Source organism: Mammaliicoccus sp. P-M58, assembly GCF_022386165.1.
Classification (GTDB): domain Bacteria; phylum Bacillota; class Bacilli; order Staphylococcales; family Staphylococcaceae; genus Mammaliicoccus; species Mammaliicoccus sciuri.
Map to the genome: position 1 here is coordinate 276,471 of NZ_JAJNJI010000001.1, position 25,850 is coordinate 302,320.

Here is a 25,850-nt window from a genome sequence, read left to right on the forward strand (position 1 = left end):
TCCTTCTTTCTTTATATTTACTTATATTTTATTAATTGATATAATTCGACTTGGTAGGAGGAGTCAAACATGTCATCTGAAATTATGTCTACACTTGTTGCTTTAGCAGTAACAATTATGATTATTGCTTTAATATTTGCTATTTTAAATTTAGCACGTTCATTTAGAACGAAACGTGACGTTAGAAAAGCGTATCATAAAGCACGTTCAAGATTTTACTTTGGTATATTTATGATCGCATTTGCAGCAGACCAAGTATTGTTATTCCCAACATTAGTCACTTATATTATTGTTTTAGTATTATTATTCTTTGGTATTTTAAACGTATCTTATGGCTATAGAGCAAGTAAATACTTTAAAGGTAACTTACCGATTGAAAACAAAGCATGGGAAGAATTCGAGCAAAAAAAACATCAATAATATTTTAAAAAGCGTTGTTAAACATAACGCTTTTTTATTTTTCGAGAATTTGACACATTAGTAATGCTTTCGCAACTGTCGCACTACCACTGACCATCGTAACCTCGAATTTAGCAAATATTCTACCGATATCTAATGTTGTAATCTTCACTTCTACATCATCATCGATTTGAACAGTTTTCAAATAATAAATATCTATATGTTCAATCATGATTTCTGATTTTTTCATTTTTCTTATTTCATAACGTAACGCTTCTTCAATAACTGCAATATAAACAGATTTCGTTAACATTCCGAATTGATTCGTTAATTGTGGAGAGATATTCACCACAACATTACCATTTTCCATTGTGATTTGCTTTGCAATTTGGTCATGAATCGTTTCACCTATTTGAGGTTGTCTACTCATTAATTGCATCGTCTTCAATACATCTTCACGAGAAATGATTCCAATTAATACTTTAGAGGTTGAAACAACAGGTAACAATTCAATCCCTTCCCAAATCATAAGATGGGCACAAGTTGCGATGGTCGTATTTAAATGTGCAATGATAGGCGATTTAGTCATCAACGTTCTAATACTTTTATCTGGCTCTTCATTAACAATATCTTTACTCGTTAAAATCCCTACAACTTTCATTTCGCTATCAACAACTGGAAAACGAGTATGAGATGTTTGTTGAGATAATTCATTCCAATCTCGTACTTTTTGTTTATCATCTAAATAAGAAGTTGATTCAATTGGAATCATAATATCTTCAACCATTAAAATTTCTTTCTTAATCATTTGATCATATATTGCTCTGTTAATAATATTGGCAACTAAAAATGTATCATAATTAGATGAAATAATTGGAAGTTCGTGTTCATCAGCGTAGTTTATAATATCTTCATGCGCTTCAAATCCACCTGTAATTAACACGGCCGAACCTCTTTTTAAAGCTTCCATTTGTACATCTGCTCTATTACCAACAATCAGTAATGTATTTTTAGTTAAATATTTAACGACATCATTTAATTCCATTGCACCAATTGCAAATTTTGATAAAGTTTTATATAAGCCTTGTTTACCGCCCAATACTTGACCATCCACAATTTTAACAATTTCATTAAATGTTAAATTTTCAATTTGTTCTCTAGATTTCCTCTCAATTCTAACTGTCCCTACTCTATCAATAGATGCTACAAGCCCTTGATTATCCGCTTCTTTAATTGCACGATAAGCTGTACCTTCAGAGACGTTTAAATCTTTCGCTATCTGTCTGACAGAGATTTTATGTCCAACAGATAACGATTCAATATACTTAATAATTTGCTCATGTTTCGTCATGTTTATACCCTCTATCAAATTTTATGAATTACTTTCTATTATACATTTTTAATGTCTTAAATGATATCTTAAAAATTAAATAAAAGATTGAAACAACGCTTATTAAATTAAGTATTTTATACAGATTTACTTCTTAAACTTAAAAGCTGAGACGATAAAATCATCTCAGCTTTCTTAACTTATTTTCATATTCATTTAGAATTCTACTGATTCACCAGGTTTTAAAATGTGAACTTCTGATTCCGTTACAGCTTTTTCAAAATCTTTAGGGTCTTGTTTAATAAAGTCAAATGTATCGTAATGAATAGGTACTACTTTTTTCGGCTTGATAAATTCATTAACTGCATAACTTGCATCATCAATACCCATTGTAAAGTTATCGCCTATCGGAATAAAGCACAAATCAACTGGATGTCTATCTGCAATTAATTTCATATCGCTGAATAAACCTGTGTCACCTGTATGATAAATTGTACCCGCTTCAGTTTCTAATACAATTCCAGCTGGCATACCTAAATAGACGATTTCTCCATTTTCTTCTGTAAAGCTATTACTATGAAAGGCTTGCACATATTTTACTTTTCCAAAATTAAATTCAATATTCCCACCAATATTCATTGGATGTAAGTTTTCTAATCCGTGTTTATTAGATAAATAATCAATCGCTTCAGGTAACGCTATAACAGTTGCACCTGTTCTTTTTGCAATGCTAACAGTATCACCTAAATGATCGCCATGACCATGAGTTAATATAATATAATCTGCTTCTAATTCATCTGCTGTCAAATCTGATAATGGATTCCCTGTTATAAACGGATCCACAATCACTTTATGTCCTTTACTTTCAAAATAGATTACTGATTGTCCATGAAATGAAACTTTCATGAATCTCCCTCCTCACATTGTCTTTTCCGTATATTATATACCCTAAATTTGAATTTATGAATCAAGAAGTCTAAAATAATGATGTAAGAAAGAAATTTGGGAGGAAGAATAATGGAACATAATGAAATTGCAACATTTTTAAAAGATAAAGGTGCAGATGCAGCATGGATTACAACGCCTTTGAACATCTTTTATTTAACAGGTTATTTATCTGAACCACATGAACGTCTATTTAGCTTATTAGTCACTAAAGATGGTGAAGAAACACTATTTTGTCCAAAAATGGAAGTTGAAGAAGCTAAAAATGCAGGTTTCACTGGAAACATCGTTGGATACTTAGATACAGAATCACCATTCGATTTGATTGAACAACAAACTTATAAAACTTTCGCGATTGAATCAGAGCATTTATCAGTTAAAAGACTTCGTGAAATTGAAAAAGCATTTAATGTTGAAACAATTGTTGATATTGATCAAGTATTAAAAGATATTAGAAATGTAAAAACTAATGACGAGATTGAGTTGTTACAAGAAGCGGCTAAATATGCAGATTTAGCTATTCAAGCTGGCGTTGATAAGTTAGAAGTTGGCGTTTCTGAAATTGAAGTATTAAATCATATTGAAACAACTATGAAACAACATGGTATTTCTAAGATGAGCTTTGATACTATGGTATTATTCGGCGATCATGCAGCAGCACCTCATGGTACACCAGGAGAAAGAACTTTAAAAGAAAATGAATATGTACTATTTGACCTAGGTGTCATTTATAAAGGTTATTGTTCAGATATCACAAGAACTGTTCCATTCGGTATGCCTTCTGATAAAGCACAAGAAATTTACAATGTTGTTCTTGATGCTAATAAACAAGCGATTGAAATGATTAAACCAGGTGTTAAAATTGCTGACTGCGATAAAGTAGCTAGAGATATTATTAGTAATGCTGGTTTTGGTGAATACTTCCCGCATCGACTTGGTCACGGACTTGGATTAAGCGTCCATGAATTCCCAGACATTTCTAGTGCAAATACGGATGAATTCAAACCAGGCATGGTATTAACAGTTGAACCTGGAATTTACGTTCCTGGTGTCGCAGGTGTTAGAATTGAAGACGATATCGTTGTAACTGAAGATGGACATCGCATACTAACAGGCTACCAAAAATGATTAAAGAAGCTTGTGTAGAAACAATTTCGCAAATTGAACATGCGATTAAAAATGGTGCAAATCGAATTGAACTTTGCGATAACCTTTCAGTTGGTGGTACAACACCAAGTTACGGAATGGTAAAAATTGCAGTAGAGCTATGTCATCAACATAACGTCGAAGTCGCTGTCATGATTAGACCTCGTGGTGGAGATTTTAATTATAATTATTTCGAATATGAAATCATGAGACAAGATATATTACAATTGAAAGATTTGAAAGTTGATGCATTTGTATTTGGTTGCTTAGGTGAACACGGTCATCTTGACGAATGGAAGATGAAAGCATTAAAAGAAACATGTGGTATCATACCCGCCGTTTGTCATATGGCGTTTGATTCTATTAATCCATATCATCAATTAAAATCATTAGACTGGTTAATTAAGCACCAATTTAGTCGCCTACTAACACATGGCGGACCAAGTGATAGCGTAATATTTGATAACATTAACCATTTAGGTAAATTGTTGATTCACTCAAAAGGCAATATCACAATCATGCCAGGTGGCGGACTCAATAAAGATAACTTATCTCAATTAATCGAAGACATACCATTCGATGAAGTACACGGTACAAAAATTGTATAATAAGAAAAACCTGAGACGAAATTCGTCTCAGGTTTTTTGGTGGAGTTGACTTGTTTTTTAGTTTGGCGAGCGCTTAGTTACATTTCGTCCGAATTTTGTTACTAACAATGCCTTATTAGAATTTGATACACCCTATGTACCGAAAAATAAATAAATCAAGTATGTTTTTTAAAAAATATCATACTTCATATTTTAACTTTTTTCTTGATAAAATTTCTTATTTCGCATATTTGTATTTTTAAAGTATTTATTACATACTCTTCTGACTGTATGTCTTGGTATAGGATAACACCATGCTTGAGCTTCTTTAAAATCAAAAGGTTTTCTCTTTATGATAAAAAGTTCTTTTAGATTGAAATATATTAACTCTTCATACCCTAAATCTTTTCTACAGTAACAACATCTAAAGTTATGTTTGTTTTTCTTAAAGACAATAGTAAACAATTTTCTACAATTTGGGCATCTCAAACCAGATGCAACTTGATCTTCTAGAATATTAATATCCTTTTGATAAGAGGTTGAATAAATAGATTCATATTGTTTGAAAATATTTAAGATTTCTTGATTAGCTTCTTGATTATTTGTATCAATGAGGTGAGGAACTCTAGAAAGTTCTTGAGGAAGTAGTATTGCTTGATTTTGTGGTCTTTTACCGTGAAGATTGAAATGACTGTTTGTAAATATAATAAAGGTTTCAATTTCTCTTGGAATGTTGTGAGTAATAACGATTGATTGTATTTTATTTTCAATTTTATTTGTTTGTAAATGCGGTGACGGGTATCTTAAACTATTCCTACATTTAATATAATCGTCTTCAAAATACCAATCACCTGTATAGTGTTGAACTTCAAAAATATAGACTTTTGTTGATGAAACAACTAAAAAATCAATTTGTATATGATTTGAGGTTCCGATTTCTAAATTATATACATACTTAACATCAACGATAGTGTCTAGTATTGCTTTAAAATACATTTCACCTTCCAATCCAGTTTGGTTAACATACAATTCTTTTCTTTGATCTAAATTCAAATTTGTCCTGCCTTCGATAGCTTTAAGATAAGAAATATATTCTTTTTTATTCATGTAATCACCTGCTGTTAATAATATATAATCAAATTATAAGTATTCCACTCATTTTCAGCAAGTTGCATAAATTTAAAAAATGCCCAACTCAACAATATGAGTTAGGCATTTTTTAAAATTTTATCTCAAAACTTCTTGATAAGGTGTGTATTCTTTATCAAAAGCTTTTGCAACTTCTTTATATGTTAATTTACCGTGTATTGTGTTTAAACCTTTAGCAAGTGCTTCGTTATCTTGACATGCTTTAACGTAGCCTTTGTTTGCTAATTGAATTGCATAAGGAGTTGTTGCATTATTTAATGCAATTGTAGATGTTCTTGGAACTGCTCCTGGCATATTAGCAACTGCATAGTGTACGACACCATGTTTAACATATGTTGGATCATCGTGTGTCGTAATTCTATCTGATGTTTCGAATGAACCACCTTGGTCAATCGCGATGTCTACTAATACTGAACCTGGTTTCATTTTCTTAACCATTTCTTCAGTTACAAGTTTCGGTGCTTTAGCGCCTGGGATAAGTACTGATCCAATTACTAAATCACTTTCAACTACTGCTTCTTCAATATTTAATGGTGATGACATCATCGTTTGCACGCTAGCACCGAATAGATCATCTAATTGTTGTAAACGTGTAGGATTTAAGTCAATAATCGTAACGTCTGCTCCAAGACCAACTGCCATTTTAGCAGCATTTGTTCCTGCTTGGCCTCCACCGATTATTGTTACTTTCCCTCTTTTAACACCTGGCACACCAGATAATAATATTCCGATGCCTCCGTGTGTTTTTTGTAGGAATTGCGCACCAATTTGAGTTGACATTCTTCCTGCTACTTCACTCATTGGCGCTAGTAATGGTAATGAACGATCGCTTAACTGAACAGTTTCATAAGCAATTGCAGTTACTTCATTTTCTAGTAATGCATTTGTTAAAGATTCTTCAGCAGCTAAATGTAAGTATGTAAATAGAATTAAGTCTTTCTTGAAGAATTGATATTCTTCTTGTAATGGTTCTTTAACTTTCATAACCATTTCAACATTCCATGCTTCTTCTTGACTTACAATTTCTGCTCCAGCTTGTTGATAATCTTCGTTAGTAAATTGTGAACCTAATCCTGCCTCAGTTTCTACTTTAACAACATGATTTTGTGCAACTAAACTTGCCACGCCACTAGGTGTTAATGCCACCCTATTTTCGTTATTTTTAATCTCTCTTGGTACTCCAATAATCATTTTTCATTCCTCCTTGTTTTTATCATAACGCCACTAATTTGAAAGCGCAATCATTATTATTCAATTTTTATATTATCCTTATTTTCTAAATTTTTTAAATTTTCTTACTACAGCCAATTTTAACACACATTATATAAAAATCGTGTAAATTCCCTATTATTTAAAAGTTTATAATGTTATTTTTTCAGAAAATTATGATATAATTAAACAAAAGAACTAGGAGGCGGTTTCTATGTTAAGTTACAAAAATATTTTAATTGCAGTAGATGGATCAACTGAATCAGAATGGGCTTATAATAAAGCAGTAGCCGTTGCTAAACGTAATGACGCTAAATTAACAATTGTTAACGTTGTAGATTCTAGATCATATGCAAGTGTTGAAGCCTATGATACTCAAATAGTAAATAAAGCAACAAGTTTTGCTGAAAGTTTATTATCTGGATATAAAGAATTCGCTGAGAATAATGGTGTTCATAATGTAGCGACTAAACTTGAATTCGGATCTCCAAAAACAGTTATTCCTAAAAAATTAGCAGTAGAATTTGACGTAGATTTAATTATGTGTGGTACTTCAGGATTAAATGCAGTAGAACGATTTATCGTTGGCTCTGTATCAGAATCAATTGTAAGAAATTCTCCCTGTGACGTTCTAGTAGTAAGAACAGAAACAATGCCTGAAGATTTCGAACCAGTTGTAGCAACAAAAGAACTATTCGAAGAACACCACGAAGGTAAATAAATAGATATAAGAAAAGCGTTCAGTCGTAATGGCTGAACGCTTTTTTCATTTTTAAATGATTTTTATAAATTTTTTAAAACATGTGAGTTTACTACCTCTTTAACTCACATCTCCCCCTAATCTCCCGAATCTATTACTCATTTTCACATATTTTCTATACTAATAAAAAAACATTCAACCTTATGGCTGAACGCTTTTATATTAGTTTTGATTATTATTTTGATCTTTTAAGTTTTGTTTATTTTCTTGTTTTTGTTTTCTAGATTGTTCTTTAACGACTCTACGTGTAACGATTCTAACTAATCGCATTAATGCCCTCTCTGGTTTCATTTATATATCCTCCTTAGAATATGCATTACTTACATATAACCGAAGAATCACTTTTTAAACATAAAAAAACGAGGCTGGCATCTTATTCACACATAAGATACGCCTGTCTCGCTTTTAAATATATTTTATTATCCTAAGTTACCAAATTTCACAACGTCACGTGCAATCATAACTTCTTCGTCAGTTGGAATTACAATAACTTTTACTGGTGAATGTGGGTAGTTGATGAACGCTTCTTCTCCACGTAAACCTGTGTTTAAGCGTTGATCCCAATATACACCCATAAATTCTAATCCTTCTAATACTTTAGCACGAACTGTATCAGAGTTTTCCCCTACACCAGCTGTAAATACAATTGCATCTAAGCCGTGCATTCTTGTAGCATATGATCCCATATATTTATGGATTCTAGATGCGAATACATCTAATGCTAATTTAGCACGTTCGTTACCTTCGTTAGCGTCTTGCTCAATATCTCTTAAGTCACTTGATGAACCTGAGATACCAAGTAAACCTGATTCTTTATTAAGGATATTTAATACTTCTTCAGCATTTTTGCCAGTTTTCTCCATGATATATGGAATTAAAGCTGGGTCAAGGTTACCTGAACGTGTACCCATTGTAACACCTGCTAATGGTGTGAAGCCCATTGAAGTATCAACTGATTTACCACCGTCAATTGCAGCAATAGAAGCACCATTACCGATATGACAAGAGATAATTCTTAATTGATCTAATGGACGATCTAATAATTCTGCTGCTCTTTCAGATACATATTTATGACTTGTACCATGGAAACCATATTTACGAATACCGAAATCTTTATAGAAGTTGTATGGTAAGCTGTATAAATATGATTCTTCTGGCATTGTTTGGTGGAACGATGTATCGAATACTGCAACATGTGGGATACTTGGCAATAATTTTCTAAATGCTTTAATACCCATAATGTTTGCAGGATTGTGTAAAGGCGCTAAATCAGTTAATGATTCAATTTTAGCTAATACATCTTCAGTAACAAGTGCTGATTCTGGGAATAATTCTCCGCCGTGAACAACACGATGACCAGTACCTTGAATATCATTAATGTCTTCTATGATTTTGTGCTCTTTTAAAGCTTCAATCATGATGTTTACTGCAACTTCATGATTTTCAATATCTAGTGTTTTTGTGATTTTTTCCCCGTTAACCGTAATTGAGAAAATTGAATTTTTCAATCCGATACGCTCGATTAATCCTTTTGTGATAACTTTTTCTTCAGGCATCTCAAATAATTGGAATTTTAAAGATGAGCTACCAGCATTAATTGCTATAATTTTTGTCATTTAGACTTCCTCCTGATAATACTATTCTATACTATTTAAACACTAATACAGTTATGAATCAAGCATTAATACAGTTTATAAAGAATGATTTTCTTTCATCCATTCATCTACTTCTGATAAAAACGTTTGCAATTGAGATTGCGCCTTAAAATCTGGTATATTTGCTAGCAATACTTCAACACTCTTAGTATTTCCAGGGTCTTTCTTCTGTAAAATCAATAGTGATTTACGTGATTGTTCTGTCTTGAATAATGAATTAGGAAAGTTTAAAAATGCTTGCATTTCTGTTTCTGTTGCAATATATTTTTGAAGCTGTTTCACTTCTTCGCCTTCAAAGATATTTGTTGGTACGATTAAGAATACATACCCACCTGGTCTAGTTGCTGTAACAGCTTGTTCTAATAATAAATAATGACTATAACTATGCCCTTCATCAAACCCTAATTTCATCTCTTTACTGCGTTCATCAAGTGGATAATATCCTACTGGTAAATCGCCAACAATAACATCCGCTTCTTCTAAAGGTAGTGGCATAATAGCATCTTGTGGGTATACATCAAATGGTATTTCTAAGAAGTTAGCTAAATGTATACTTACACGTTGTAATACAGGATCTACTTCAATCAAGTGGTGCATCAATGTCTTATCTTGATTTTGTTCGTTGATTGTTGCACTCAAATGACCTGTACCACTTGCGATATCCACAATGTTTAATTCTTTTTTGTTTTTATTAAATAAATTTACAAGGTAGCTTAAAATAAACCCAATTGAATCTGGCGTCATTTGATGATTGGGTTGAATCACTTCTTCTTTTAATAAACTTAAATAAGCAAATTGGAACGCTTTTCTTCGTTCTTGTAATGTCGATTGTTCTAAAAGATCTCTTTGGTTTGTATAAATGTCTTCCATTGCCAATCCAAGATTCTCTATATAGCTTTGTCCATTCTCGTCGTGGAGGTCTTTACTTTTTACATCAAGTTTTTCAAATAATACTTCCATCATATTCTTTTCTTCAGTCATAATTGCCCTCTTTCGTATAAAAAGCTGTCCACTAAATGGACAGCAGTTTATGGTTGTTAATTAGTCTAAATTTTTAAATGCTTCTAAAGCTTTGTCATAGTCAGGATGGTTTGTACCTTCACTCACTATTTCTGCATAAACAACTTTATTATCTTTGTCCAAAACAAATACTGAACGTGCTAATAAACGAAGTTCTTTCATAATCACACCAAAATTCTCACCAAATGATAAATCACGGTGGTCACTTAATGTAATCACATTATCTAATCCTTCAGCTGCACACCATCTTTTTTGAGCAAATGGTAAGTCGTTAGAAATTGTTAAAACAACGCCATCTTGTTCATTTGCAGCTTCTTCATTAAATTTACGTGTTTGTTGACTGCACACGCCTGTATCTAAAGAAGGTACGGCACTAATAAGTTTCTTTTTACCTTCATAGTCTTTTAATGTCTTTTCAGATAGGTCGTTTGCTAATACAGTAAAATCAGGTGCTACTGAACCTACTTTAACTTCCTCACCTAAAATTGTAATTGGTTCATTCTTGAATGTAACTTGCGCCATAAAAAAAGCCTCCTTATTCTTGATAAATATATTTTATCATGATTAAAGAGACTTTAAAATTCTTTTGATTATAACTTAGTTATCCAATCACATTTTGGAAGTCTTTTCTCATTTGAACATATTTGTTTTTGAGAACGACAGTTTCTCCAAAATAGTCATGAATACCTTTATGCTTTTTAGTAAATGCTACTACAATATATGGAATGCCTAATAGTGCACCAGATATAATTCGCCCGATCCATTCTCTAAATAGGACATCCTTCAATTTGAGCGGTTGAGCATCTTCTCGATAGACACTTAAACCTAAGATCATCTTGCCTAGTGTTGCTTTAAAATAATACGTCATCAACACGAAATATAAATAAAATATTAAGGCACTTGCCATATTTTCAACACTGAAGTATGGCACCCATAGATAAGAATCATTGATATCTGTAAGTGCAAATATCGGACTTAACACAATACCTTTAAATCCTGCTAAAGCTAAGATATCGATGATATAAGCTAAAAATCGGACCCAGAATCCAGCAAATACGATGGATTTAATATCAGACATATATTTATTGACAGTACGCTCAATTTCACTTTGTTCACGTGTAGTAGCGACTTGTTCATAACTTGTTTCTGTCATTACAATCCCTCCTTATTCACCGTATAAATACATAGGTTGTGGTGATTTATTCGCTTTAATTAAGGCTTCATATTTAGTCATATCATCTAAGCCTATCATAGAAGAAAGTTTACTTTTAGCAGCCATTGGGAAGTTTAAGAATCCACCTGATGTATCATAAGTTACAACTTGTGCATGTTTTGATTTAATGTCACTTCTTAATGCTTTAATTGCATCATCTTCATAACCAATTTCATCAATTAAGCCATTTGATTTAGCTTGTTGTGCAGAATAAATTCTACCATCAGCTAATTTCTTAACTTCTGATTCTGACATATGTCTACCATCTTTAATGACATTTACAAATTGTTTATAGCTATCATCAATGATGGATTGCATGATGTCACGTTCTTCTTTCGACATTTCTTTCATTGGGTTCAAGATTTGTTTATGTTTACCAGAAGTTACAGATTCATCTTTCACACCTAAATCATTCGCAAGTTCTGAATAATTAATACTTGAGATAATAACCCCAAGTGAACCAGTTAATGTTTGTGATCCTGCATAAATTTTGTCTGCAGGTGTTGAAATATAATATCCACCTGATGCTGCCATATTTTTCATTTGTACATAAACTTTTTTATCTTTAGCTTTAATTTCTTCTAATTTTTTATGTATTTCATCACTTTCATATGTTCCACCACCTGGTGAATTCACAACTAGAAGTACACCTTTAACTTGGTTGTCTTTTTTAATTTTATCAAGTTGTTTTAAGAAGGATTGATGATTATACCCTCCTCCATTAAATAACGACTCTTGGACACCTGTATCTTGAATGGTACCATCTACTGATAATTTAACAATTTTACTACTACTATCACTACCAGATACTACAGACTCACTTACTCCATCTGAATCTGTTACTGATTTTTTCCACGAATCATCTAAAAATATCCCAACTGTGCTGACAACTATACCGCCTACAACTAGAACAGCTGCGATGATTATCGCTATAATTCGTTTAGACATAGTATCATCCTTTCTATTTTAAATATTTACATTTATAATAATAACAGACTTTAATAATAACTGTAACTTTTAGGAGGAACAAATTATGACTTCGTATAAACGTATTTATTTATTTAGTTCAAAAGACCGTGACGTATTGGAAACACGCGAAAAGATTCAGAATGAAATGGAACCACACGGATTTGAATTTGTTTCAAATTACGATGATGCAGATATTATTGCTTCAGTCGGAGGAGATGGGAGTTTCTTACAAGCTTGTAGAAAAACGAACTTTAATAAAGACAAAGTATATATTGGTATCAAAACACGACTAGACCAAAATTATTTATATGTTGATTTTAGTATTGATGACATTCCACATTTATTAGAATCTATTGACTCTCATGAAGTAAGTGTCAGAAAATATCCTGTCCTAGAAGTAAACTTGAATAATCAAATGTCTTATATGTGTTTAAATGATTTTTACATTAAATCAAGTGTTATCAAACCGATGAAGATGGAAATATACATTGATGACGAATACTTCGAGGCATTCAATGGAGATGGTTTGTTAATATCAACACCAACAGGATCAACAGGATATAATAAATCATTAGACGGCGCAATTATTGACCCTAAAATTAGAAGCATGCAACTAACTGAAATAGCATCACTGAATAACAATAATTTTAGAACAGTGAGTAGTTCAGTAGTATTAGGTGATACAAGAACCCTTAAAATCATACTCGATAAAGAAGGAAACTACTATCCAATTATGGGACTAGATAATGAAGCATTAAGCATTCAAGAAACAGACTTTATATCACTTAGAATACAAGATAAATATATTCGAACACTGAAATTACCTCAAAATTCATTCTGGAGTAAAGTACAAAGAAAATTCTTATAAAAATAAATAACAACCTCATAAATCAAAACACCTTAGCGCATAGATGCTAAGGTGTTTTTTACATAAAGTGACTACTAATATAGTCATATAGATTTTTGAGAATTAATGTTATCGTTACAATAATAAATAATACTTTAACGTAAGATACGCCTTTTTTGATAGCAAATGTAACCCCTAAATACGAACCAATTACCATAGATACTGCCATACTTAATCCATAGATATAGTTGACATGTCCTAAAACCATAAATAACAGTAATGCACCTATGTTAGAAGCAAAGTTTAAAAATTTAGCATTTCCGGCTGCGTGTAAATAATCAAGACCAATCATTAAGAAAGCAAAAAGGAAAAATGATCCTGTTCCGCCTCCAAGAAATCCATCATAATAGCCAATTACCGTTACACCAATAATAAACAAGATTGCTTTTTTAAGTGACAATTTCTTGTATCGATTAATGTCTCCCCAATCTTTTTTTACTATTGAATATATGGTTACTAGTGCCAATATAATAATTGCTAATGGCTTTAAATATTCTGGTGGTAAATATGTAGCTGTAATCGCACCGAATATCGATCCTACAAAGGATAATGGAAATAACTTACCTACGATATCGAAATCGACTTTCTTCGCTCTTATAAATTTCATCGTACTCGTAAATGAACCGAATGAACTCGCTAATTTATTTGTACCTAGAGCTGTAGCTGGATCCATTCCGACTGCTAGTAATGCAGGTAAAGAAATTAATCCTCCTCCACCTACAACTGAATCTATAAATGATGCAATTAAACCAAATAAAATAATGATTAATAATATATTTAAATCAAACTCCATATGGATATCTCCTCTACTTTAATGATAACGACATCCCAACGTTCGTATTAAAGTAGATCATCCATCCATTCGTCTTTTTGTTGATTCAAATCATCGTGCTTAGAAATTGTGAGTGTTTCTACATTTTTAACCGCTTCATCAATTAGTGGACCAAAATCAAATTTTGATTCAAAATATTCCACTTTTTCTAGTTTAGGATTTGTCTTTGGATTTTTTGGTGTAAAAATCGTACAACAATCCTCAAAAGGTTGAATTGATAAATCAAATGTATTAATGGCTTTCGCCTTTTTAACGATATCTTCTTTATCAAATGTAAGTAACGGACGTAAAATCGGCATTGATGTTACACTATTAATGGCATACATACTGCCTAAAGTTTGGCTCGCTACTTGTCCTAAGTTCTCACCATTCACAATTGCATGTGCCCCAATTTCATGTGCTACTTTCTCAGTAACTCTTAACATCATTCTTCTTGTACTTGTCATTGTAAAGCTTTCTTCAACGACCTTATGAATTTGTTTTTGAAGTTCTGTAAAGGGTACAATATGCAATTTGATATCGCCTGTTAAGTGTGCAAGTTGTTTTGTTAAATCGATTACTTTTTGTTTAGCTTGTTCACTTGTATACGGCGGACTATGAAAATGAATAGCTTCAATCGTCACGCCTCGTTTCATCACTTCCATACCTGCTACTGGTGAATCTATTCCACCTGAAAGCATAAGTAATGTTTTACCACCAGTTCCTACAGGTAGTCCTCCAGCGCCTTCAAGTACGCGATTGTACATATAAATAGCGTCTTTACGAACTTCTACTTTAATTTTATGATCTGGTTGTTTAACATTTACTGTAATGTGATCAGTATTTTGAAGTACATGACCACCTAACTCTTGTTGCAATTGAAAAGTATCAAGTTCAAACGTTTTATCTGCACGTTTGACATCTATTTTGAATGTATCTCCATCTTTAAAATCATACGCAAACTTTAAGGCAACTTCTTTTATTAAATCTAAATCTTTTTCAATTCGAACTACTGGACTTACTGAGTGTACACCAAACACAGTTTGAATTCTGCTCATCATTTCTTCAATGTCAGAACCTTCGTGTACATCTATATACATTCGGTCACGATTTGCACGTACTTTATAACCTTGAAGCGGCATTAATCGACTTTTGATATTTGCTTTTAATTTATTCACAAACATATTTCTATTACCTGTTTTTAAAGTCAGCTCTCCGTATCTCACTAATATGTGATCATAATTCATATTTTATTAACTCCTTTACCTCTTTATATACTTTATCAAAGGCATCTTTAAAACGTTCTATTTGTTCATTCGTTAAATCTGGTGCAATACTTATTCTAATACTTCCTTCAATAACAAGGTTACTTAAGCTCATAGCTTTTAACGTTTCATTATGAGAACTTTTCTTTGAAGAACATGCACTCGTTGTAGACAAATAAATTTCATATTTCGAAAATGCATTGACTAATACTTCACCTTTAACGCCTGGAAAAGAAATATTTAAGATATATGGTGCTGCATCGATTGGTGAATTAATCATGACACCTTTATATTGTTCTACAAATGCTCTAATCTCTTTACCTCTTTGACTTAATGCTTGAGCATTATTTTCCATATTATCGTTCATTATTCTCATCGCTTTTGCTAATGCAATATTGACTGGTGCATTAACTGTACCGCTTCTTAAACCTTGCTCTTGTCCGCCACCAAATATAATCTGTTTAATCGATTTAATTTGTTTAATCGCCAATATACCTGAACCTTTTAATCCGTGGAATTTATGCGCGCTTAAACTATAACTATCCGCTAAATTAATATCTAATGGTACTTTCCCATAACCTTGTACACCATCTACATGAAAATGTGCTTTAGGATATTCTTCTAAAATTCGGCTAATTTCTTCAATCGGTTGAATTTGCCCCATTACATTATTGACATGCATACATGTAACAAGTACAACATCATCGTTAAGTAATTCTTGTAAAGATGATATATCTAATTTCCCATCCTTCGTCGTTTTAATATATTTCAAATTAAAACCTTCGTCCTCTAATCCTCTCATCGTTTCAAGAACTGACGGATGTTCCATTTTAGTTGTTAGGATTGTATTACCAAATCTCTTTTTCGCTTTGGCCATCCCTTGAAGTGCTATATTATTCGATTCAGTAGCACCACTTGTAAATATAATATTGAATGGGTCTTTTAAATTTAAATATTGTTTAATATTTTCTCTTGCTTTATCAAGTAAATGAGCAATCTTTATACCTGCAGAATGAGGACTATTTGGATTGAAAAAGTATTGTTGATTCATTTGTGTATAAGTTTGAATAACATCCTCATTAGGCTTTGTCGTTGCAGCATTATCAAGATATATCATACTGTCACCTCTTTTTTTCATTATATAATGATACCACAAGTCATTTCGTATAGATATACTAATTGACTTAGAAAAAACATCCACTAACTCAGAAAAAAATAAAGGCAAAGACATTTGCCATGTCTTTGCCTTTATAACGTTCTTATCGTTTATTTACATCTTCTTCTATTTTTTCACTGATACCAGGCTCAACTTTTTCAAGCGCTGCTTCTGCGATTTCAATAGCACGTTTGTATCTATTGTTAGCAAAAAGTCTTTCTGCTTCATTAAGACTCTTATTCAGTTCATTATTTTCTTTTCTATATCTATTACCATACTGAATTAATGTTTCAGCATGAACTGCATTGATAAGCACATCTGTTGTTTCATCTTCAAATTTATTCATTTGAAGTACAATGTTACTTACTTTATCTTTCACATATTGTACATTAATTGGTCTTTGACTAAAGATTTTATTCACTTCGCGAATTTCGTGATCAATTTCATTTTTCATAATGATAAATCTTTCAGGTACACTTGGTAAATTAGATGCTAATAAATTTCTATATATTTCTTCTTTCTTAGATTGAACACGTAATGTATTTTGTTGAGCTGTAGCTTCGTCTTCTCTAAGAGAAACTAAATGATTTTGTATTTTTTGTTGGTTATCATTAATAACTTTAACATGTTCTTCTATATATAGAAGATTGTCTTCGACTTCACTATAGCGTACATTTGTTTTAGCCATTTCACCTAAAATTTCATCGTACACACTGATTAGGTTTTGAATTTCATTCTCATACTGTCTTACTTTATGTACATCTTCTTCTGAAATATAATAGTTTTCTTTAACATATTCGATTTCAGTTTGAAGTGTGTAGTTCATATCTTTAGCATGGAATAATTCATCTGTAATAATTTCTTTAGATTGTTCAACAGTATTTTTAGATTTCACTTCATGTTCGATTAAATCATACATATCATCTAAAGCATCATTAATTTCATTAATAATGCTTTCAGCTTTCGTTAATTCTAGTCTTCCAATTAATGGTTCAACTAAATTTAATTTACCACGTAAAGTTTGTAACGTACCTTCAACTTTAACATGTTCAAGGTTGTAACCTTCAACTTTCAAATCTCTACATCCAAATTTCAAGTCTTGGAATTGACCTGGTAATTCTTTTTGTACATCTTTGATTAATAATGGAATTTCCTCCATATCTTCTTGCATACGTTTCATATCTGTATTCAGTTGATCGATATGACCACTTGCTTTAATGTAGTGTCCATCTTCAACAAGTTCTTCATATTGTTCAATTCTAGGTAGAAAAGCTTCGATGTTTTTTTCGATTAGTTCAGCAGCATCCCCAAACTGGTGTCTATTCGCTAATACTTCTCTCTTCGTTTCTCTATAAATCTGTTTAGATTCATCGTATAGTTTGTCGCTTGTTTCCACTGTTGTCATTAATTCTGTAACACTCTGAGTTAAGCGCGTATATTTCTTTTCTATACCATCCATTATTTTGTTAGCATCTGCAATACTTTCTTCAGATTGTGAGAACTTAAATTTATCAAGTTCTGCATCAGCATCGTGAATTTTTGCATCTACAACTTTTAAATCTTCTTGTAAAACAGTTTGCCATTCTCTCTTAAATTGGTCATACTTATCTTTAGCTTCACCATGGATATTTAATTTTTTAAGCTTAGCTAATTCATCTTGAAAAGGTAATTGCTTAATTTTTTGCTTACGCTGCTCAGTCTCAGTAATCAAATTTCGCTTTGATGTACGCAACCATAACATTATACCAATACCAATTAATATAATGATTATAACTGCAAGTGTTATATAAATTGCCATTATGTATTCTCCTCCTAAATCGTTCTCTTTATTATAACGTAAAATATATATCCAACAAACCTTTTTCTATGCAAAACATATTCAAAATCATAAAATAGTAATATAATTCAAATAAATATTGAAATGAGGAATAAAAATGTCAGAACAACAACTAGATTATTCATTACTCAACCGCCAATTAGATGGTTTATTATCAGGAGAACAAGATTTAATTGCTAATTTAAGTAATGCATCTGCGTTCATCAACCAATTCTTACCAAACATCAACTGGGTTGGGTTTTATCTTATTAAAAATAATGCCTTAAAACTTGGTCCATTTCAAGGATTACCTGCTTGTGTAGACATTCAAATTGGTAAAGGTGTTTGTGGAACAGCTGTTGCCGAAAAGCAATCACAACTTGTTGAAGATGTTAATCAATTCCCTGGGCATATTGCATGTGATGCTAATAGCCAATCAGAAATCGTTATACCTATATACTATAACAAAGAAATCATCGGTGTGTTAGATATAGATGCACCTGTTAAATCAAGATTTAATCAAACTGATCTTGAAGGGTTAGAATTACTTGTCAAAACACTAGAAAAGCATATCCATCTTTAAAATATAAATTGACATGAACTAAACAAAAATGTATAATAGCTTTTGTGTGAATTAACGAAAGTAGCAGTTAAATATTGTAAGGCTCTATGTTATTCCCAAAGAAGGCGTGTTGTGTAACCGCGGCTGCAAGGTGAAGGCACACAAATATAACATATCCCTATGAGCATTTAGCATTCTTTCTTGTTTCTTCATAACAATCAAACAAGAAAAAGGAGGAACTTCAAAATGGCAAGATTTAGAGGTTCAAACTGGAAAAAATCACGTCGTTTAGGTATTTCATTAAGCGGCACAGGTAAAGAATTAGAAAAACGTCCTTACGTACCAGGACAACATGGTCCAACTCAACGTAAAAAATTATCTGAGTATGGTCTTCAATTACAAGAGAAACAAAAATTACGTTACATGTACGGAATCAACGAACGTCAATTTCGCACTATTTTCGATAAAGCTGGTAACATGAAAGGTATCCACGGTGATAACTTCATGGCACTATTAGCTTCACGTTTAGACGCAGTTGTTTACCAATTAGGTTTAGCTCGTACTCGTCGTCAAGCACGTCAATTAGTTAACCATGGTCACATTACTGTAGATGGCGCTCGTGTTGATATCCCATCTTACACTTTAAAACCTGGTCAAACTATCAGTGTTCGTGAAAAATCACAAAAATTAAACATCGTATTAGAATCAGTTGAATTAAGTCATCACGTTCCTGATTACTTATCATTCGATGCTGACAAATTAGAAGGTACTTTCGTACGCGTTCCAGAACGCAGCGAATTATCTGCTGAAATCAATGAACAATTAATCGTTGAGTACTACTCTCGTTAATCTTTGTTCAAACAAAACCACTTTCATTTCGAAAGTGGTTTTGTTATTTTATAATTTATGACTTCATCCATTCATCTAATAAATGTGCATAATCCGAAATTAAACCATCAACACCCATAGCTAACATTTTTTGAGCCGTATGTTTATCATTAACGGTATATGGTAGTATCTTAAGATGTGATGCATGTGCTACCTTTACAAATCTTATCGTGACAATTTTATAATTTGGATTGATATAGTTTGCATACTCCCCAATTTTCTTAATTGCCCTTTTACTTATAAAACGATCTTTCTTCTTAATTAAGACACCTAATTCTATTTCAGGCCATAAAATATTTATTTTTTGAATTGATTTTCTATTGAATGACTGAATCATAATTTGATTATGCGGAATATCATGTTGTTTGATCATAGTGATAATATCCACTTCAATATTTGGATAGTTTTCAGGTTGCTTTATTTCTATTAGAAGCTTAATATGAGTATCTTTTATTAATTTAAGAACATCTTGAAATAGCGGAATTTGCTCACCAATATATGCTTGCCCTTTCCATTTACCGACATCATATTTTTTTAATGCTTCGTAAGTTAATTTACTGATGACCCCTTTTTCCAATGAAGTTCGGTTCATCGTTGGATCATGAATAACAACGAGTTCGCCATCAATTGTTCTATGTATATCTATTTCAAGAACGTCTATATTGAATTCTATTGCACGTTTAAAAGAAATCATTGTATTTTCTGGTGCTAATGATGGAACACCTCTATGTGCAACTTTTAATTTGCAATTTTGATTATACACATTCATTGTCTACTCCTTTAAAATCAGTCATACTATAGATTATACCCAAATATTTTTATTTATAGAAAGGAACATGATTATGACAACACATATTTTTAATTTAAAAGGAACATGGACTAAAGGTAGAAATACTTCTGGCCATATCACTACTGATAACTTATCTACACGCGTATCAATTCCAAAAGTAATGGACGGACCTGAAATCGGTACAAATCCAGACGAAATGCTACTTGGTGCAGCATCAACTTGCTATATGATTACATTGGCGGCAATGATCGAACGTTCTGAAATCGATATTGAAAGAATTGAAGTAGATTCTAACGGTCATGTTGATTTCGAAAATGGCGTGATCACTTATAAAAAAATCGAACATTTCCCAATTATATATTTATCAGAAGAACCAGACGAAAATTTACAAAAAAGATTAAATAGACTTGTTCAAAAAGCAGAAGAATCTTGTATGATAACTCGTGCTTTAGCTGGTAATGTTCAAGTTGTAGCAACAGGTGAAATAAGATTTTAGTAATGAAAGCGTTTTAATCAGAATTTTCTATAAATTCTCTATTATTTTACTATTTTCTTTGCTACAATATAGAACATAAATTCAGTAAGGAGTGTATATATATGTATCATCATGATTCTTTATTACTCGCACCAGGTCCTACAACTGTTCCAAGGGAGATTTTAGAAAGTATGAATCAACCTATGACAGGACATAGAACAAAGGAATTTAGTCAAATTATTCATCAAGCATCAAGAGATTTACAAACAATTTTTGGGGCTAAACACCCTGTTGCTATTCTAACTTCATCAGGAACAAGTGCTCTTGAAGCAGCTATGATTAATGTAGCGAATCCTGAAGATGATATTGTCATTATTGTTTCAGGCGCTTTTGGGGATAGGTTTAGAAAAATCGCATCCTCATATCCATTTAAGGCACATATTTTTGAAGTTGAATGGGGAAAAGGTGTCGATTTAAAAGAATTTGAAACATATTTAAACTCACTTAATGTTGATGTTAAAGCCGTATTCACACAATTTTGTGAAACTTCTACTTCTGTTAAACACCCTATTAATGCTTTAGGTAAGTTAGTTAAACAATTTAATCCTGACATCTATTTTGTAGTGGATGGCGTTAGTATTATTGGGGCTGTTGAGGTAGATATGGAACAAGACAACATTGATGTTCTCGTTTCAGGTAGTCAAAAAGCAATCATGTTACCACCTGGCGCAGCATTTGTAGCATATAATGATAGAGCTATCGAAAGGTTTAAAGAAGTGACAACTTCAAGATTTTATTTAGATTTAAATAAATACATAACTTCTTTAAACGATGATTCAACACCTTTCACACCAGCTGTATCACTTATTAGAGGTGTACAAACTTATTGTGATTTAATTCAAGAAGAAAAATTTGAAAATACAATCAAAAGACACGAAGTATGTAAAACAGCCGTTCGAGAAAGTTTAAAAGCTTTAGGTATGGAACTATTAGTTGAAGATGAATTTGCTTCACCTACTGTAACAGCTTTTGTGCCAAAGAAAGATGAAGTTAAGACGATTAAAGATGAATTACTTAATAGATTCAACATTACAATTGCAGGTGGTCAACAGCATCTTAAAGGAACAATATTAAGAGTTGGTCACATGGGTAAAGTCTCTCCAAATGACATGTTGCAATTTATTAGCGCATTAGAAATTATACTTTCAGAAATACGTGAACAATCAGTACTTGGTAAAGGTGTTTCAAAATTCCAGGAGGTAGTTAATCAATATGTTTAAAGTAATTGTAGTCGATCCAATATCAGAAGAAGGTTTAAAAAGTTTAACAGATCATGAAAAATTCGAAATAGACATCAAAACTGGCTTGAGTGAATCAGAAATCGTTAACATTATCGGTGACTATGATGCTTTAATCGTAAGAAGCCAAACTCAAATCACACCCCCTATTCTAGATGCAGCGAAAAATCTTCGCGTTGTAGCTAGAGCTGGTGTTGGTGTTGATAATATTGATATCGATCACGCAACTAAACAAGGTATTCTTGTTATTAATGCGCCTGATGGTAACACTATTTCTGCAACTGAACATTCTATGGCAATGATTCTTTCTATGGCTCGAAATATTCCAGAAGCACATCGCTCATTACAAGAAGGTAATTGGGATAGAAAAAAATATCGTGGGACAGAATTATACAAGAAGACACTTGGCGTAATTGGTGCAGGTAGAATCGGATTAGGTGTTGCCAAACGCGCTCAAAGTTTCGGCATGAATATACTTGCATTTGATCCTTATTTATCTAGTGATGACGCGAAACGCTTAGAAATCACGAGAGCAACTGTAGACGAAATTGCTGAACAAGCAGATTTCATTACAGTGCATACCCCTCTTACACCAAAGACTAAAGGACTTGTTAATGAAGACTTCTTCAATAAAGCTAAACCTAACTTACAAATCATCAACGTTGCTAGAGGTGGTATTATCGATGAAGATGCCTTAATTAAAGCACTTGATGAAGGTAAAATCGAAAAAGCCGCTCTAGACGTATTTACTGAAGAACCGGCAAATAACACACCGCTTACGCAACATGAAAAAATTATCGTAACACCACATCTTGGTGCTTCAACTATCGAAGCTCAAGAAAAAGTTGCAGTATCTGTGGCAAATGAAATCATTGATATCTTTGAAAATAATAACGTCTTACATGCTGTAAACGCACCACAAATGTCTGGTGAAGTTGAAGCAGAACTTAGACCTTTTGTAGAATTAAGTAGAACAACTGGTGAAGTTGGTATCCAACTATTTGAAAAAGGTCCAAGAGAATTAAAAATTAAATATCATGGTGAAATTGCATTAGATGATACAAGTTTAATTACAAGACAACTTGTTATGGGTGTCTTACAACAAGACTTAGGCGATCATGTTAATTTAATCAATGCGCTCGTATTGTTAAATGAACAAGGCGTAACGTATCAAATCGAAAAAAATAGTAAAAAATATGGTTTCAGCAACTATATTGAATTAGAATTAGTGAACAAAGACCATTCTATTAAAATCGGTTCAACTGTATTAAATGGTTATGGTCCTCGTATCGTAAGAATCAATGACTATCCTGTAGATTTCAAACCAGAAAAGCATATGTTACTTATCCATCATAATGACAGACCAGGTATCGTAGGTAAAATGGGACAAATCTTAGGAGAACATGGCATTAATATTGCTTCAATGCACTTAGGTAGACATTCTATCGGTGGAGAAGCATTAATGATATTATCAATAGATGATGAAGCATCTGATGAAACAATAGATGACTTATTTGCTATTGATGGCTTCCAAAGCATTAAAAAAGTCGAACTAAATAAACAACTATAAACAATCAACCACGTGTTAGCATTCAGCTAGCACGTGGTTTTTATTTGCATAATTAACTAACAAATGCTTTCAGTACGAGCCTAGCTCGATTGTTGTACATTTCGTGAATATCATAGTACGTTAAGATATGTAACCTTAAATCATTAATCAATTTTTCTTCAGATGATTTAGCAATACTTCTCACTTTACCAACAATCCATAAAATAAATGACGTTAAAACAGTTTGAGAAACGTCTTTCATATATTGTTGGTCATGAGATATGTCAGATTGCTTAATATCATTAATCAGACTATAAACCTCTTTACTAACTAAGAATTCTTTAGGACTCGTATCAATCACAATCTTTAGTTCTTCGACAGTTTGTGCTTTATAAAGTGTCCCCTTTTCTTTAATTTGCAGTAATTCATTTCTAGTATTGTCATAGCTTAAATTAAGGAATTGTGCAATCTCTTTTATTAAATCATCACTATACGAATTAGGATCTTGCTTATTGAGTTTAGAAATTTTCTTATGAGAGAACCCAGTTTGCCTTATAAAGTGGTTTCTATCAGCATCATGATTTTTAAATAAAATATCAATATACATTATTCCAACCCCCATTTGATTTTCATAATTTTTTCTACACCTCTATTATACAATATTTGTAAGTAAGTATTGTAATGAAATCTTATAAATTTTTTATTCATCAAAAAATCCCACAAATCTTTGATGATTTGTGGGATTATCAATTTATAATAATACGTTTCTAATATCTAATACGTTATCTACAATATAATCAGCATGATAATCTTCTAGCTCTGCCCTTGCTGACTGACCTTTTAATCCAGTAAGTGTACCTATAAATGTTGCACCTGTTTTTTGTGCACTTAATAAATCAGCTAATGAATCACCTACTATATATATATCTTGCTCACTAAACACTTGTTCTTGTTCTTTTATATAAGTTAAATAGTTCTCTGGGTCATTACCACCATTCGCTATTAAATAACTAAACGGATTTGGTTTACCGAATGGTTTAAATTCTGGATATGTTGTTTCTGCTTTAAGCACTTCTGATGCTGTTCCTATATGGAATTCATCAAATTGCTTTAACCAACCGATTGTTTCAAACGGAACGATTGTTTCTGTTCTTGGTCTACCTGTAGCAATACCGATTTGATATCCTGCTTCTTTCAAATCTTCTAGCAATTGTGTAACTTCATCTACATCAGCTAACACTACTTCTTCTTTTATATAACCATTTTTAAAAGTTGTACGAGGTGTCTTATGTTCAACTTCTTGATATAACTCAGTACCTAAGTACCATTCTTGATAAACTTCTTGAGCGACATCCCAGAACTTACTTTTCAGTTCAAAAATTGAAGCATCTTCTACATTTAGTTCTTCTTGTGCAAAAGCAATCAGATCATGATAAATATTTTCTTTACCGGAAGTCGCTTTAGATAAAAATCGACGAGGTGTTTCTATATTTATCTCTTTACCTACTATTTGTTGAGCATAATTTTTCAAAGTATTGTCGTCAAAGTTAACGTTACTCAAGTCAAGATTTGTAGCTTTTGATTGCTTTAACAATTCAATTAAATGTGTACTAATCACAATAAAAAGCATATCCCAGTTAGAATTTAAACCTAAAGACTTAAGTTGATTCAGAATTTGATCATCAATAAATATGTCTTTTCTAATTTGTTTAATATCTTGTTCGCCTAATGTTTCTATGTCTACTATTCCATTTAAGTTTAAAAAAGCTTCACTATGTAAAATTTCATAAACTGTTAAAGCAGAAACATCAAAACATCTTTCTTCACTTAAAAAAACACCGTCTACATCAAATAATACTTGTTTCATATTATGCCTCCATTTTTTGAACATTCTGATTATAATTTTAGCATAGATTATTACCGAATACAGTAGTATTACAACATAAGATAA

Annotated in this window: 27 protein-coding genes; 10 read left to right on the forward strand and 17 right to left on the reverse strand. The window is 32.0% G+C overall.

Annotated elements, in window-relative coordinates:
- Positions 1–69 precede the first annotated feature (69 nt).
- Positions 70–420 carry a YtpI family protein gene (locus LQ694_RS01365; RefSeq protein ID WP_049318664.1) on the forward strand — a complete coding sequence of 117 codons (351 nt, stop codon included), beginning with the start codon at positions 70–72 and terminating at the stop codon, positions 418–420.
- A gap of 34 nt (positions 421–454) precedes the next feature.
- Here LQ694_RS01365 and LQ694_RS01370 read toward each other — a convergent pair whose 3' ends face one another.
- Together LQ694_RS01370 and LQ694_RS01375 are read right to left on the reverse strand one after the other, a co-directional pair.
- Positions 455–1,750, reverse strand: coding sequence for a DRTGG domain-containing protein (locus LQ694_RS01370; RefSeq protein WP_096791822.1), 1,296 nt, complete (start codon positions 1,748–1,750; stop codon positions 455–457).
- A gap of 195 nt (positions 1,751–1,945) precedes the next feature.
- Complete coding sequence (locus LQ694_RS01375) at positions 1,946–2,635, reverse strand: metal-dependent hydrolase (protein ID WP_096791821.1); 690 nt, start codon at positions 2,633–2,635, stop codon at positions 1,946–1,948.
- A gap of 111 nt (positions 2,636–2,746) precedes the next feature.
- On the opposite strand from LQ694_RS01375, the gene LQ694_RS01380 reads away from it, so the two are divergent.
- Together LQ694_RS01380 and LQ694_RS01385 are read left to right on the forward strand one after the other, a co-directional pair.
- On the forward strand, positions 2,747–3,802 hold the full coding sequence (locus LQ694_RS01380; protein WP_096791820.1) for a M24 family metallopeptidase: 1,056 nt from the start codon (positions 2,747–2,749) through the stop codon (positions 3,800–3,802).
- Entirely contained in the window at positions 3,799–4,428 is a 630-nt protein-coding gene (locus tag LQ694_RS01385) for a copper homeostasis protein CutC (protein ID WP_058612280.1), read from the forward strand. Before LQ694_RS01380 ends, LQ694_RS01385 begins: the two co-directional genes overlap by 4 nt.
- Before the next feature lie 192 nt (positions 4,429–4,620).
- Here the strand turns inward: LQ694_RS01385 and LQ694_RS01390 are convergent, their stop codons facing one another.
- Together LQ694_RS01390 and ald are read right to left on the reverse strand one after the other, a co-directional pair.
- A complete protein-coding gene (locus LQ694_RS01390) occupies positions 4,621–5,514 on the reverse strand; it encodes a nuclease-related domain-containing protein (RefSeq protein WP_218697408.1) in 894 nt (297 codons plus the stop codon).
- 120 nt (positions 5,515–5,634) lie between these two features.
- The gene (gene ald / locus LQ694_RS01395; RefSeq protein WP_070373272.1) at positions 5,635–6,747 is read right to left on the reverse strand and encodes an alanine dehydrogenase; all 1,113 of its coding nucleotides are present in this window, start codon (positions 6,745–6,747) and stop codon (positions 5,635–5,637) included.
- Positions 6,748–6,979: 232 nt separating this feature from the next.
- Between ald and LQ694_RS01400 the strand changes: the two genes are divergently transcribed.
- The gene (locus LQ694_RS01400) at positions 6,980–7,486 is read left to right on the forward strand and encodes a universal stress protein (RefSeq protein WP_025904325.1); all 507 of its coding nucleotides are present in this window, start codon (positions 6,980–6,982) and stop codon (positions 7,484–7,486) included.
- Positions 7,487–7,687: 201 nt separating this feature from the next.
- Here the strand turns inward: LQ694_RS01400 and LQ694_RS15510 are convergent, their stop codons facing one another.
- The 6 genes from LQ694_RS15510 to sppA form a co-directional block, all read right to left on the reverse strand.
- Positions 7,688–7,816 (reverse strand): hypothetical protein, encoded by a 129-nt coding sequence (locus LQ694_RS15510; protein ID WP_256934144.1) that lies wholly within the window; start codon positions 7,814–7,816, stop codon positions 7,688–7,690.
- A gap of 128 nt (positions 7,817–7,944) precedes the next feature.
- Entirely contained in the window at positions 7,945–9,141 is a 1,197-nt protein-coding gene (locus LQ694_RS01405) for an acetate kinase (protein ID WP_218697406.1), read from the reverse strand.
- Between the two features lie 75 nt (positions 9,142–9,216).
- Complete coding sequence (locus LQ694_RS01410) at positions 9,217–10,161, reverse strand: class I SAM-dependent methyltransferase (RefSeq protein WP_058612276.1); 945 nt, start codon at positions 10,159–10,161, stop codon at positions 9,217–9,219.
- Positions 10,162–10,221: 60 nt separating this feature from the next.
- Positions 10,222–10,722, reverse strand: coding sequence for a thiol peroxidase (gene tpx, locus LQ694_RS01415; protein ID WP_058612275.1), 501 nt, complete (start codon positions 10,720–10,722; stop codon positions 10,222–10,224).
- 79 nt (positions 10,723–10,801) lie between these two features.
- Positions 10,802–11,353 (reverse strand): RDD family protein, encoded by a 552-nt coding sequence (locus LQ694_RS01420; protein ID WP_058592042.1) that lies wholly within the window; start codon positions 11,351–11,353, stop codon positions 10,802–10,804.
- Between the two features lie 12 nt (positions 11,354–11,365).
- Positions 11,366–12,361 (reverse strand): signal peptide peptidase SppA, encoded by a 996-nt coding sequence (sppA, locus tag LQ694_RS01425; protein WP_058612274.1) that lies wholly within the window; start codon positions 12,359–12,361, stop codon positions 11,366–11,368.
- Between the two features lie 85 nt (positions 12,362–12,446).
- On the opposite strand from sppA, the gene LQ694_RS01430 reads away from it, so the two are divergent.
- Positions 12,447–13,250 carry an NAD kinase gene (locus tag LQ694_RS01430; RefSeq protein ID WP_058612273.1) on the forward strand — a complete coding sequence of 268 codons (804 nt, stop codon included), beginning with the start codon at positions 12,447–12,449 and terminating at the stop codon, positions 13,248–13,250.
- Positions 13,251–13,308: 58 nt separating this feature from the next.
- Here the strand turns inward: LQ694_RS01430 and LQ694_RS01435 are convergent, their stop codons facing one another.
- The 4 genes from LQ694_RS01435 to ezrA form a co-directional block, all read right to left on the reverse strand.
- Positions 13,309–14,082 carry a sulfite exporter TauE/SafE family protein gene (locus tag LQ694_RS01435; RefSeq protein WP_096791818.1) on the reverse strand — a complete coding sequence of 258 codons (774 nt, stop codon included), beginning with the start codon at positions 14,080–14,082 and terminating at the stop codon, positions 13,309–13,311.
- A 47-nt stretch (positions 14,083–14,129) separates the two neighbouring features.
- Positions 14,130–15,347, reverse strand: a complete 1,218-nt coding sequence (thiI, locus tag LQ694_RS01440; protein WP_218697404.1) for a tRNA uracil 4-sulfurtransferase ThiI — start codon at positions 15,345–15,347, stop codon at positions 14,130–14,132.
- Positions 15,337–16,482, reverse strand: coding sequence for a cysteine desulfurase family protein (locus LQ694_RS01445; protein ID WP_058612270.1), 1,146 nt, complete (start codon positions 16,480–16,482; stop codon positions 15,337–15,339). The genes thiI and LQ694_RS01445 overlap by 11 nt, the downstream gene beginning before the upstream one ends.
- Positions 16,483–16,624: 142 nt before the next feature.
- Positions 16,625–18,319, reverse strand: coding sequence for a septation ring formation regulator EzrA (ezrA, locus tag LQ694_RS01450; protein WP_049318648.1), 1,695 nt, complete (start codon positions 18,317–18,319; stop codon positions 16,625–16,627).
- 136 nt (positions 18,320–18,455) lie between these two features.
- Here ezrA and LQ694_RS01455 point away from each other — a divergent pair, with 136 nt between their 5' ends.
- Together LQ694_RS01455 and rpsD are read left to right on the forward strand one after the other, a co-directional pair.
- The gene (locus tag LQ694_RS01455; RefSeq protein ID WP_096791817.1) at positions 18,456–18,920 is read left to right on the forward strand and encodes a GAF domain-containing protein; all 465 of its coding nucleotides are present in this window, start codon (positions 18,456–18,458) and stop codon (positions 18,918–18,920) included.
- Positions 18,921–19,145: 225 nt separating this feature from the next.
- Positions 19,146–19,748, forward strand: coding sequence for a 30S ribosomal protein S4 (gene rpsD / locus LQ694_RS01460; protein WP_025905513.1), 603 nt, complete (start codon positions 19,146–19,148; stop codon positions 19,746–19,748).
- A gap of 55 nt (positions 19,749–19,803) precedes the next feature.
- Here the strand turns inward: rpsD and LQ694_RS01465 are convergent, their stop codons facing one another.
- The gene (locus LQ694_RS01465; protein ID WP_096791816.1) at positions 19,804–20,556 is read right to left on the reverse strand and encodes a glycerophosphodiester phosphodiesterase; all 753 of its coding nucleotides are present in this window, start codon (positions 20,554–20,556) and stop codon (positions 19,804–19,806) included.
- A gap of 73 nt (positions 20,557–20,629) precedes the next feature.
- Here LQ694_RS01465 and LQ694_RS01470 point away from each other — a divergent pair, with 73 nt between their 5' ends.
- The 3 genes from LQ694_RS01470 (at position 20,630) to serA (ending at position 23,920) form a co-directional block, all read left to right on the forward strand.
- Complete coding sequence (locus LQ694_RS01470) at positions 20,630–21,073, forward strand: SACOL1771 family peroxiredoxin (RefSeq protein WP_058612268.1); 444 nt, start codon at positions 20,630–20,632, stop codon at positions 21,071–21,073.
- A 101-nt stretch (positions 21,074–21,174) separates the two neighbouring features.
- A complete protein-coding gene (locus tag LQ694_RS01475) occupies positions 21,175–22,332 on the forward strand; it encodes a pyridoxal-phosphate-dependent aminotransferase family protein (protein WP_218697401.1) in 1,158 nt (385 codons plus the stop codon).
- Entirely contained in the window at positions 22,325–23,920 is a 1,596-nt protein-coding gene (gene serA / locus LQ694_RS01480) for a phosphoglycerate dehydrogenase (RefSeq protein WP_025905517.1), read from the forward strand. The genes LQ694_RS01475 and serA overlap by 8 nt, the downstream gene beginning before the upstream one ends.
- Positions 23,921–23,972: 52 nt before the next feature.
- Here serA and LQ694_RS01485 read toward each other — a convergent pair whose 3' ends face one another.
- A complete protein-coding gene (locus tag LQ694_RS01485; protein ID WP_096791814.1) occupies positions 23,973–24,506 on the reverse strand; it encodes a hypothetical protein in 534 nt (177 codons plus the stop codon).
- Between the two features lie 144 nt (positions 24,507–24,650).
- Complete coding sequence (locus tag LQ694_RS01490; RefSeq protein ID WP_096791813.1) at positions 24,651–25,766, reverse strand: HAD family hydrolase; 1,116 nt, start codon at positions 25,764–25,766, stop codon at positions 24,651–24,653.
- Between the last annotated feature and the right edge of the window lie 84 nt (positions 25,767–25,850).

Bases quoted from the DNA above. Each gene is read 5' to 3' on its own strand.
- thiI (WP_218697404.1), bottom strand. From the start codon at position 15,347: ATGAATTATGATCACATATTAGTGAGATACGGAGAGCTGACTTTAAAA.
- LQ694_RS01485 (WP_096791814.1), bottom strand. From the start codon at position 24,506: ATGTATATTGATATTTTATTTAAAAATCATGATGCTGATAGAAACCAC.
- LQ694_RS01490 (WP_096791813.1), bottom strand. From the start codon at position 25,766: ATGAAACAAGTATTATTTGATGTAGACGGTGTTTTTTTAAGTGAAGAA.
- LQ694_RS01470 (WP_058612268.1), top strand. From the start codon at position 20,630: ATGACAACACATATTTTTAATTTAAAAGGAACATGGACTAAAGGTAGA.
- sppA (WP_058612274.1), bottom strand. From the start codon at position 12,361: ATGTCTAAACGAATTATAGCGATAATCATCGCAGCTGTTCTAGTTGTA.
- rpsD (WP_025905513.1), top strand. From the start codon at position 19,146: ATGGCAAGATTTAGAGGTTCAAACTGGAAAAAATCACGTCGTTTAGGT.
- LQ694_RS01405 (WP_218697406.1), bottom strand. From the start codon at position 9,141: ATGACAAAAATTATAGCAATTAATGCTGGTAGCTCATCTTTAAAATTC.
- LQ694_RS01420 (WP_058592042.1), bottom strand. From the start codon at position 11,353: ATGACAGAAACAAGTTATGAACAAGTCGCTACTACACGTGAACAAAGT.
- ald (WP_070373272.1), bottom strand. From the start codon at position 6,747: ATGATTATTGGAGTACCAAGAGAGATTAAAAATAACGAAAATAGGGTG.
- LQ694_RS01390 (WP_218697408.1), bottom strand. From the start codon at position 5,514: ATGAATAAAAAAGAATATATTTCTTATCTTAAAGCTATCGAAGGCAGG.
- serA (WP_025905517.1), top strand. From the start codon at position 22,325: ATGTTTAAAGTAATTGTAGTCGATCCAATATCAGAAGAAGGTTTAAAA.
- LQ694_RS01370 (WP_096791822.1), bottom strand. From the start codon at position 1,750: ATGACGAAACATGAGCAAATTATTAAGTATATTGAATCGTTATCTGTT.
- LQ694_RS01455 (WP_096791817.1), top strand. From the start codon at position 18,456: ATGTCAGAACAACAACTAGATTATTCATTACTCAACCGCCAATTAGAT.
- LQ694_RS01410 (WP_058612276.1), bottom strand. From the start codon at position 10,161: ATGACTGAAGAAAAGAATATGATGGAAGTATTATTTGAAAAACTTGAT.
- LQ694_RS01365 (WP_049318664.1), top strand. From the start codon at position 70: ATGTCATCTGAAATTATGTCTACACTTGTTGCTTTAGCAGTAACAATT.
- LQ694_RS01375 (WP_096791821.1), bottom strand. From the start codon at position 2,635: ATGAAAGTTTCATTTCATGGACAATCAGTAATCTATTTTGAAAGTAAA.
- tpx (WP_058612275.1), bottom strand. From the start codon at position 10,722: ATGGCGCAAGTTACATTCAAGAATGAACCAATTACAATTTTAGGTGAG.
- LQ694_RS01435 (WP_096791818.1), bottom strand. From the start codon at position 14,082: ATGGAGTTTGATTTAAATATATTATTAATCATTATTTTATTTGGTTTA.
- LQ694_RS01400 (WP_025904325.1), top strand. From the start codon at position 6,980: ATGTTAAGTTACAAAAATATTTTAATTGCAGTAGATGGATCAACTGAA.
- LQ694_RS15510 (WP_256934144.1), bottom strand. From the start codon at position 7,816: ATGAAACCAGAGAGGGCATTAATGCGATTAGTTAGAATCGTTACACGT.
- LQ694_RS01385 (WP_058612280.1), top strand. From the start codon at position 3,799: ATGATTAAAGAAGCTTGTGTAGAAACAATTTCGCAAATTGAACATGCG.
- ezrA (WP_049318648.1), bottom strand. From the start codon at position 18,319: ATGGCAATTTATATAACACTTGCAGTTATAATCATTATATTAATTGGT.
- LQ694_RS01430 (WP_058612273.1), top strand. From the start codon at position 12,447: ATGACTTCGTATAAACGTATTTATTTATTTAGTTCAAAAGACCGTGAC.
- LQ694_RS01465 (WP_096791816.1), bottom strand. From the start codon at position 20,556: ATGAATGTGTATAATCAAAATTGCAAATTAAAAGTTGCACATAGAGGT.
- LQ694_RS01445 (WP_058612270.1), bottom strand. From the start codon at position 16,482: ATGATATATCTTGATAATGCTGCAACGACAAAGCCTAATGAGGATGTT.
- LQ694_RS01475 (WP_218697401.1), top strand. From the start codon at position 21,175: ATGTATCATCATGATTCTTTATTACTCGCACCAGGTCCTACAACTGTT.
- LQ694_RS01380 (WP_096791820.1), top strand. From the start codon at position 2,747: ATGGAACATAATGAAATTGCAACATTTTTAAAAGATAAAGGTGCAGAT.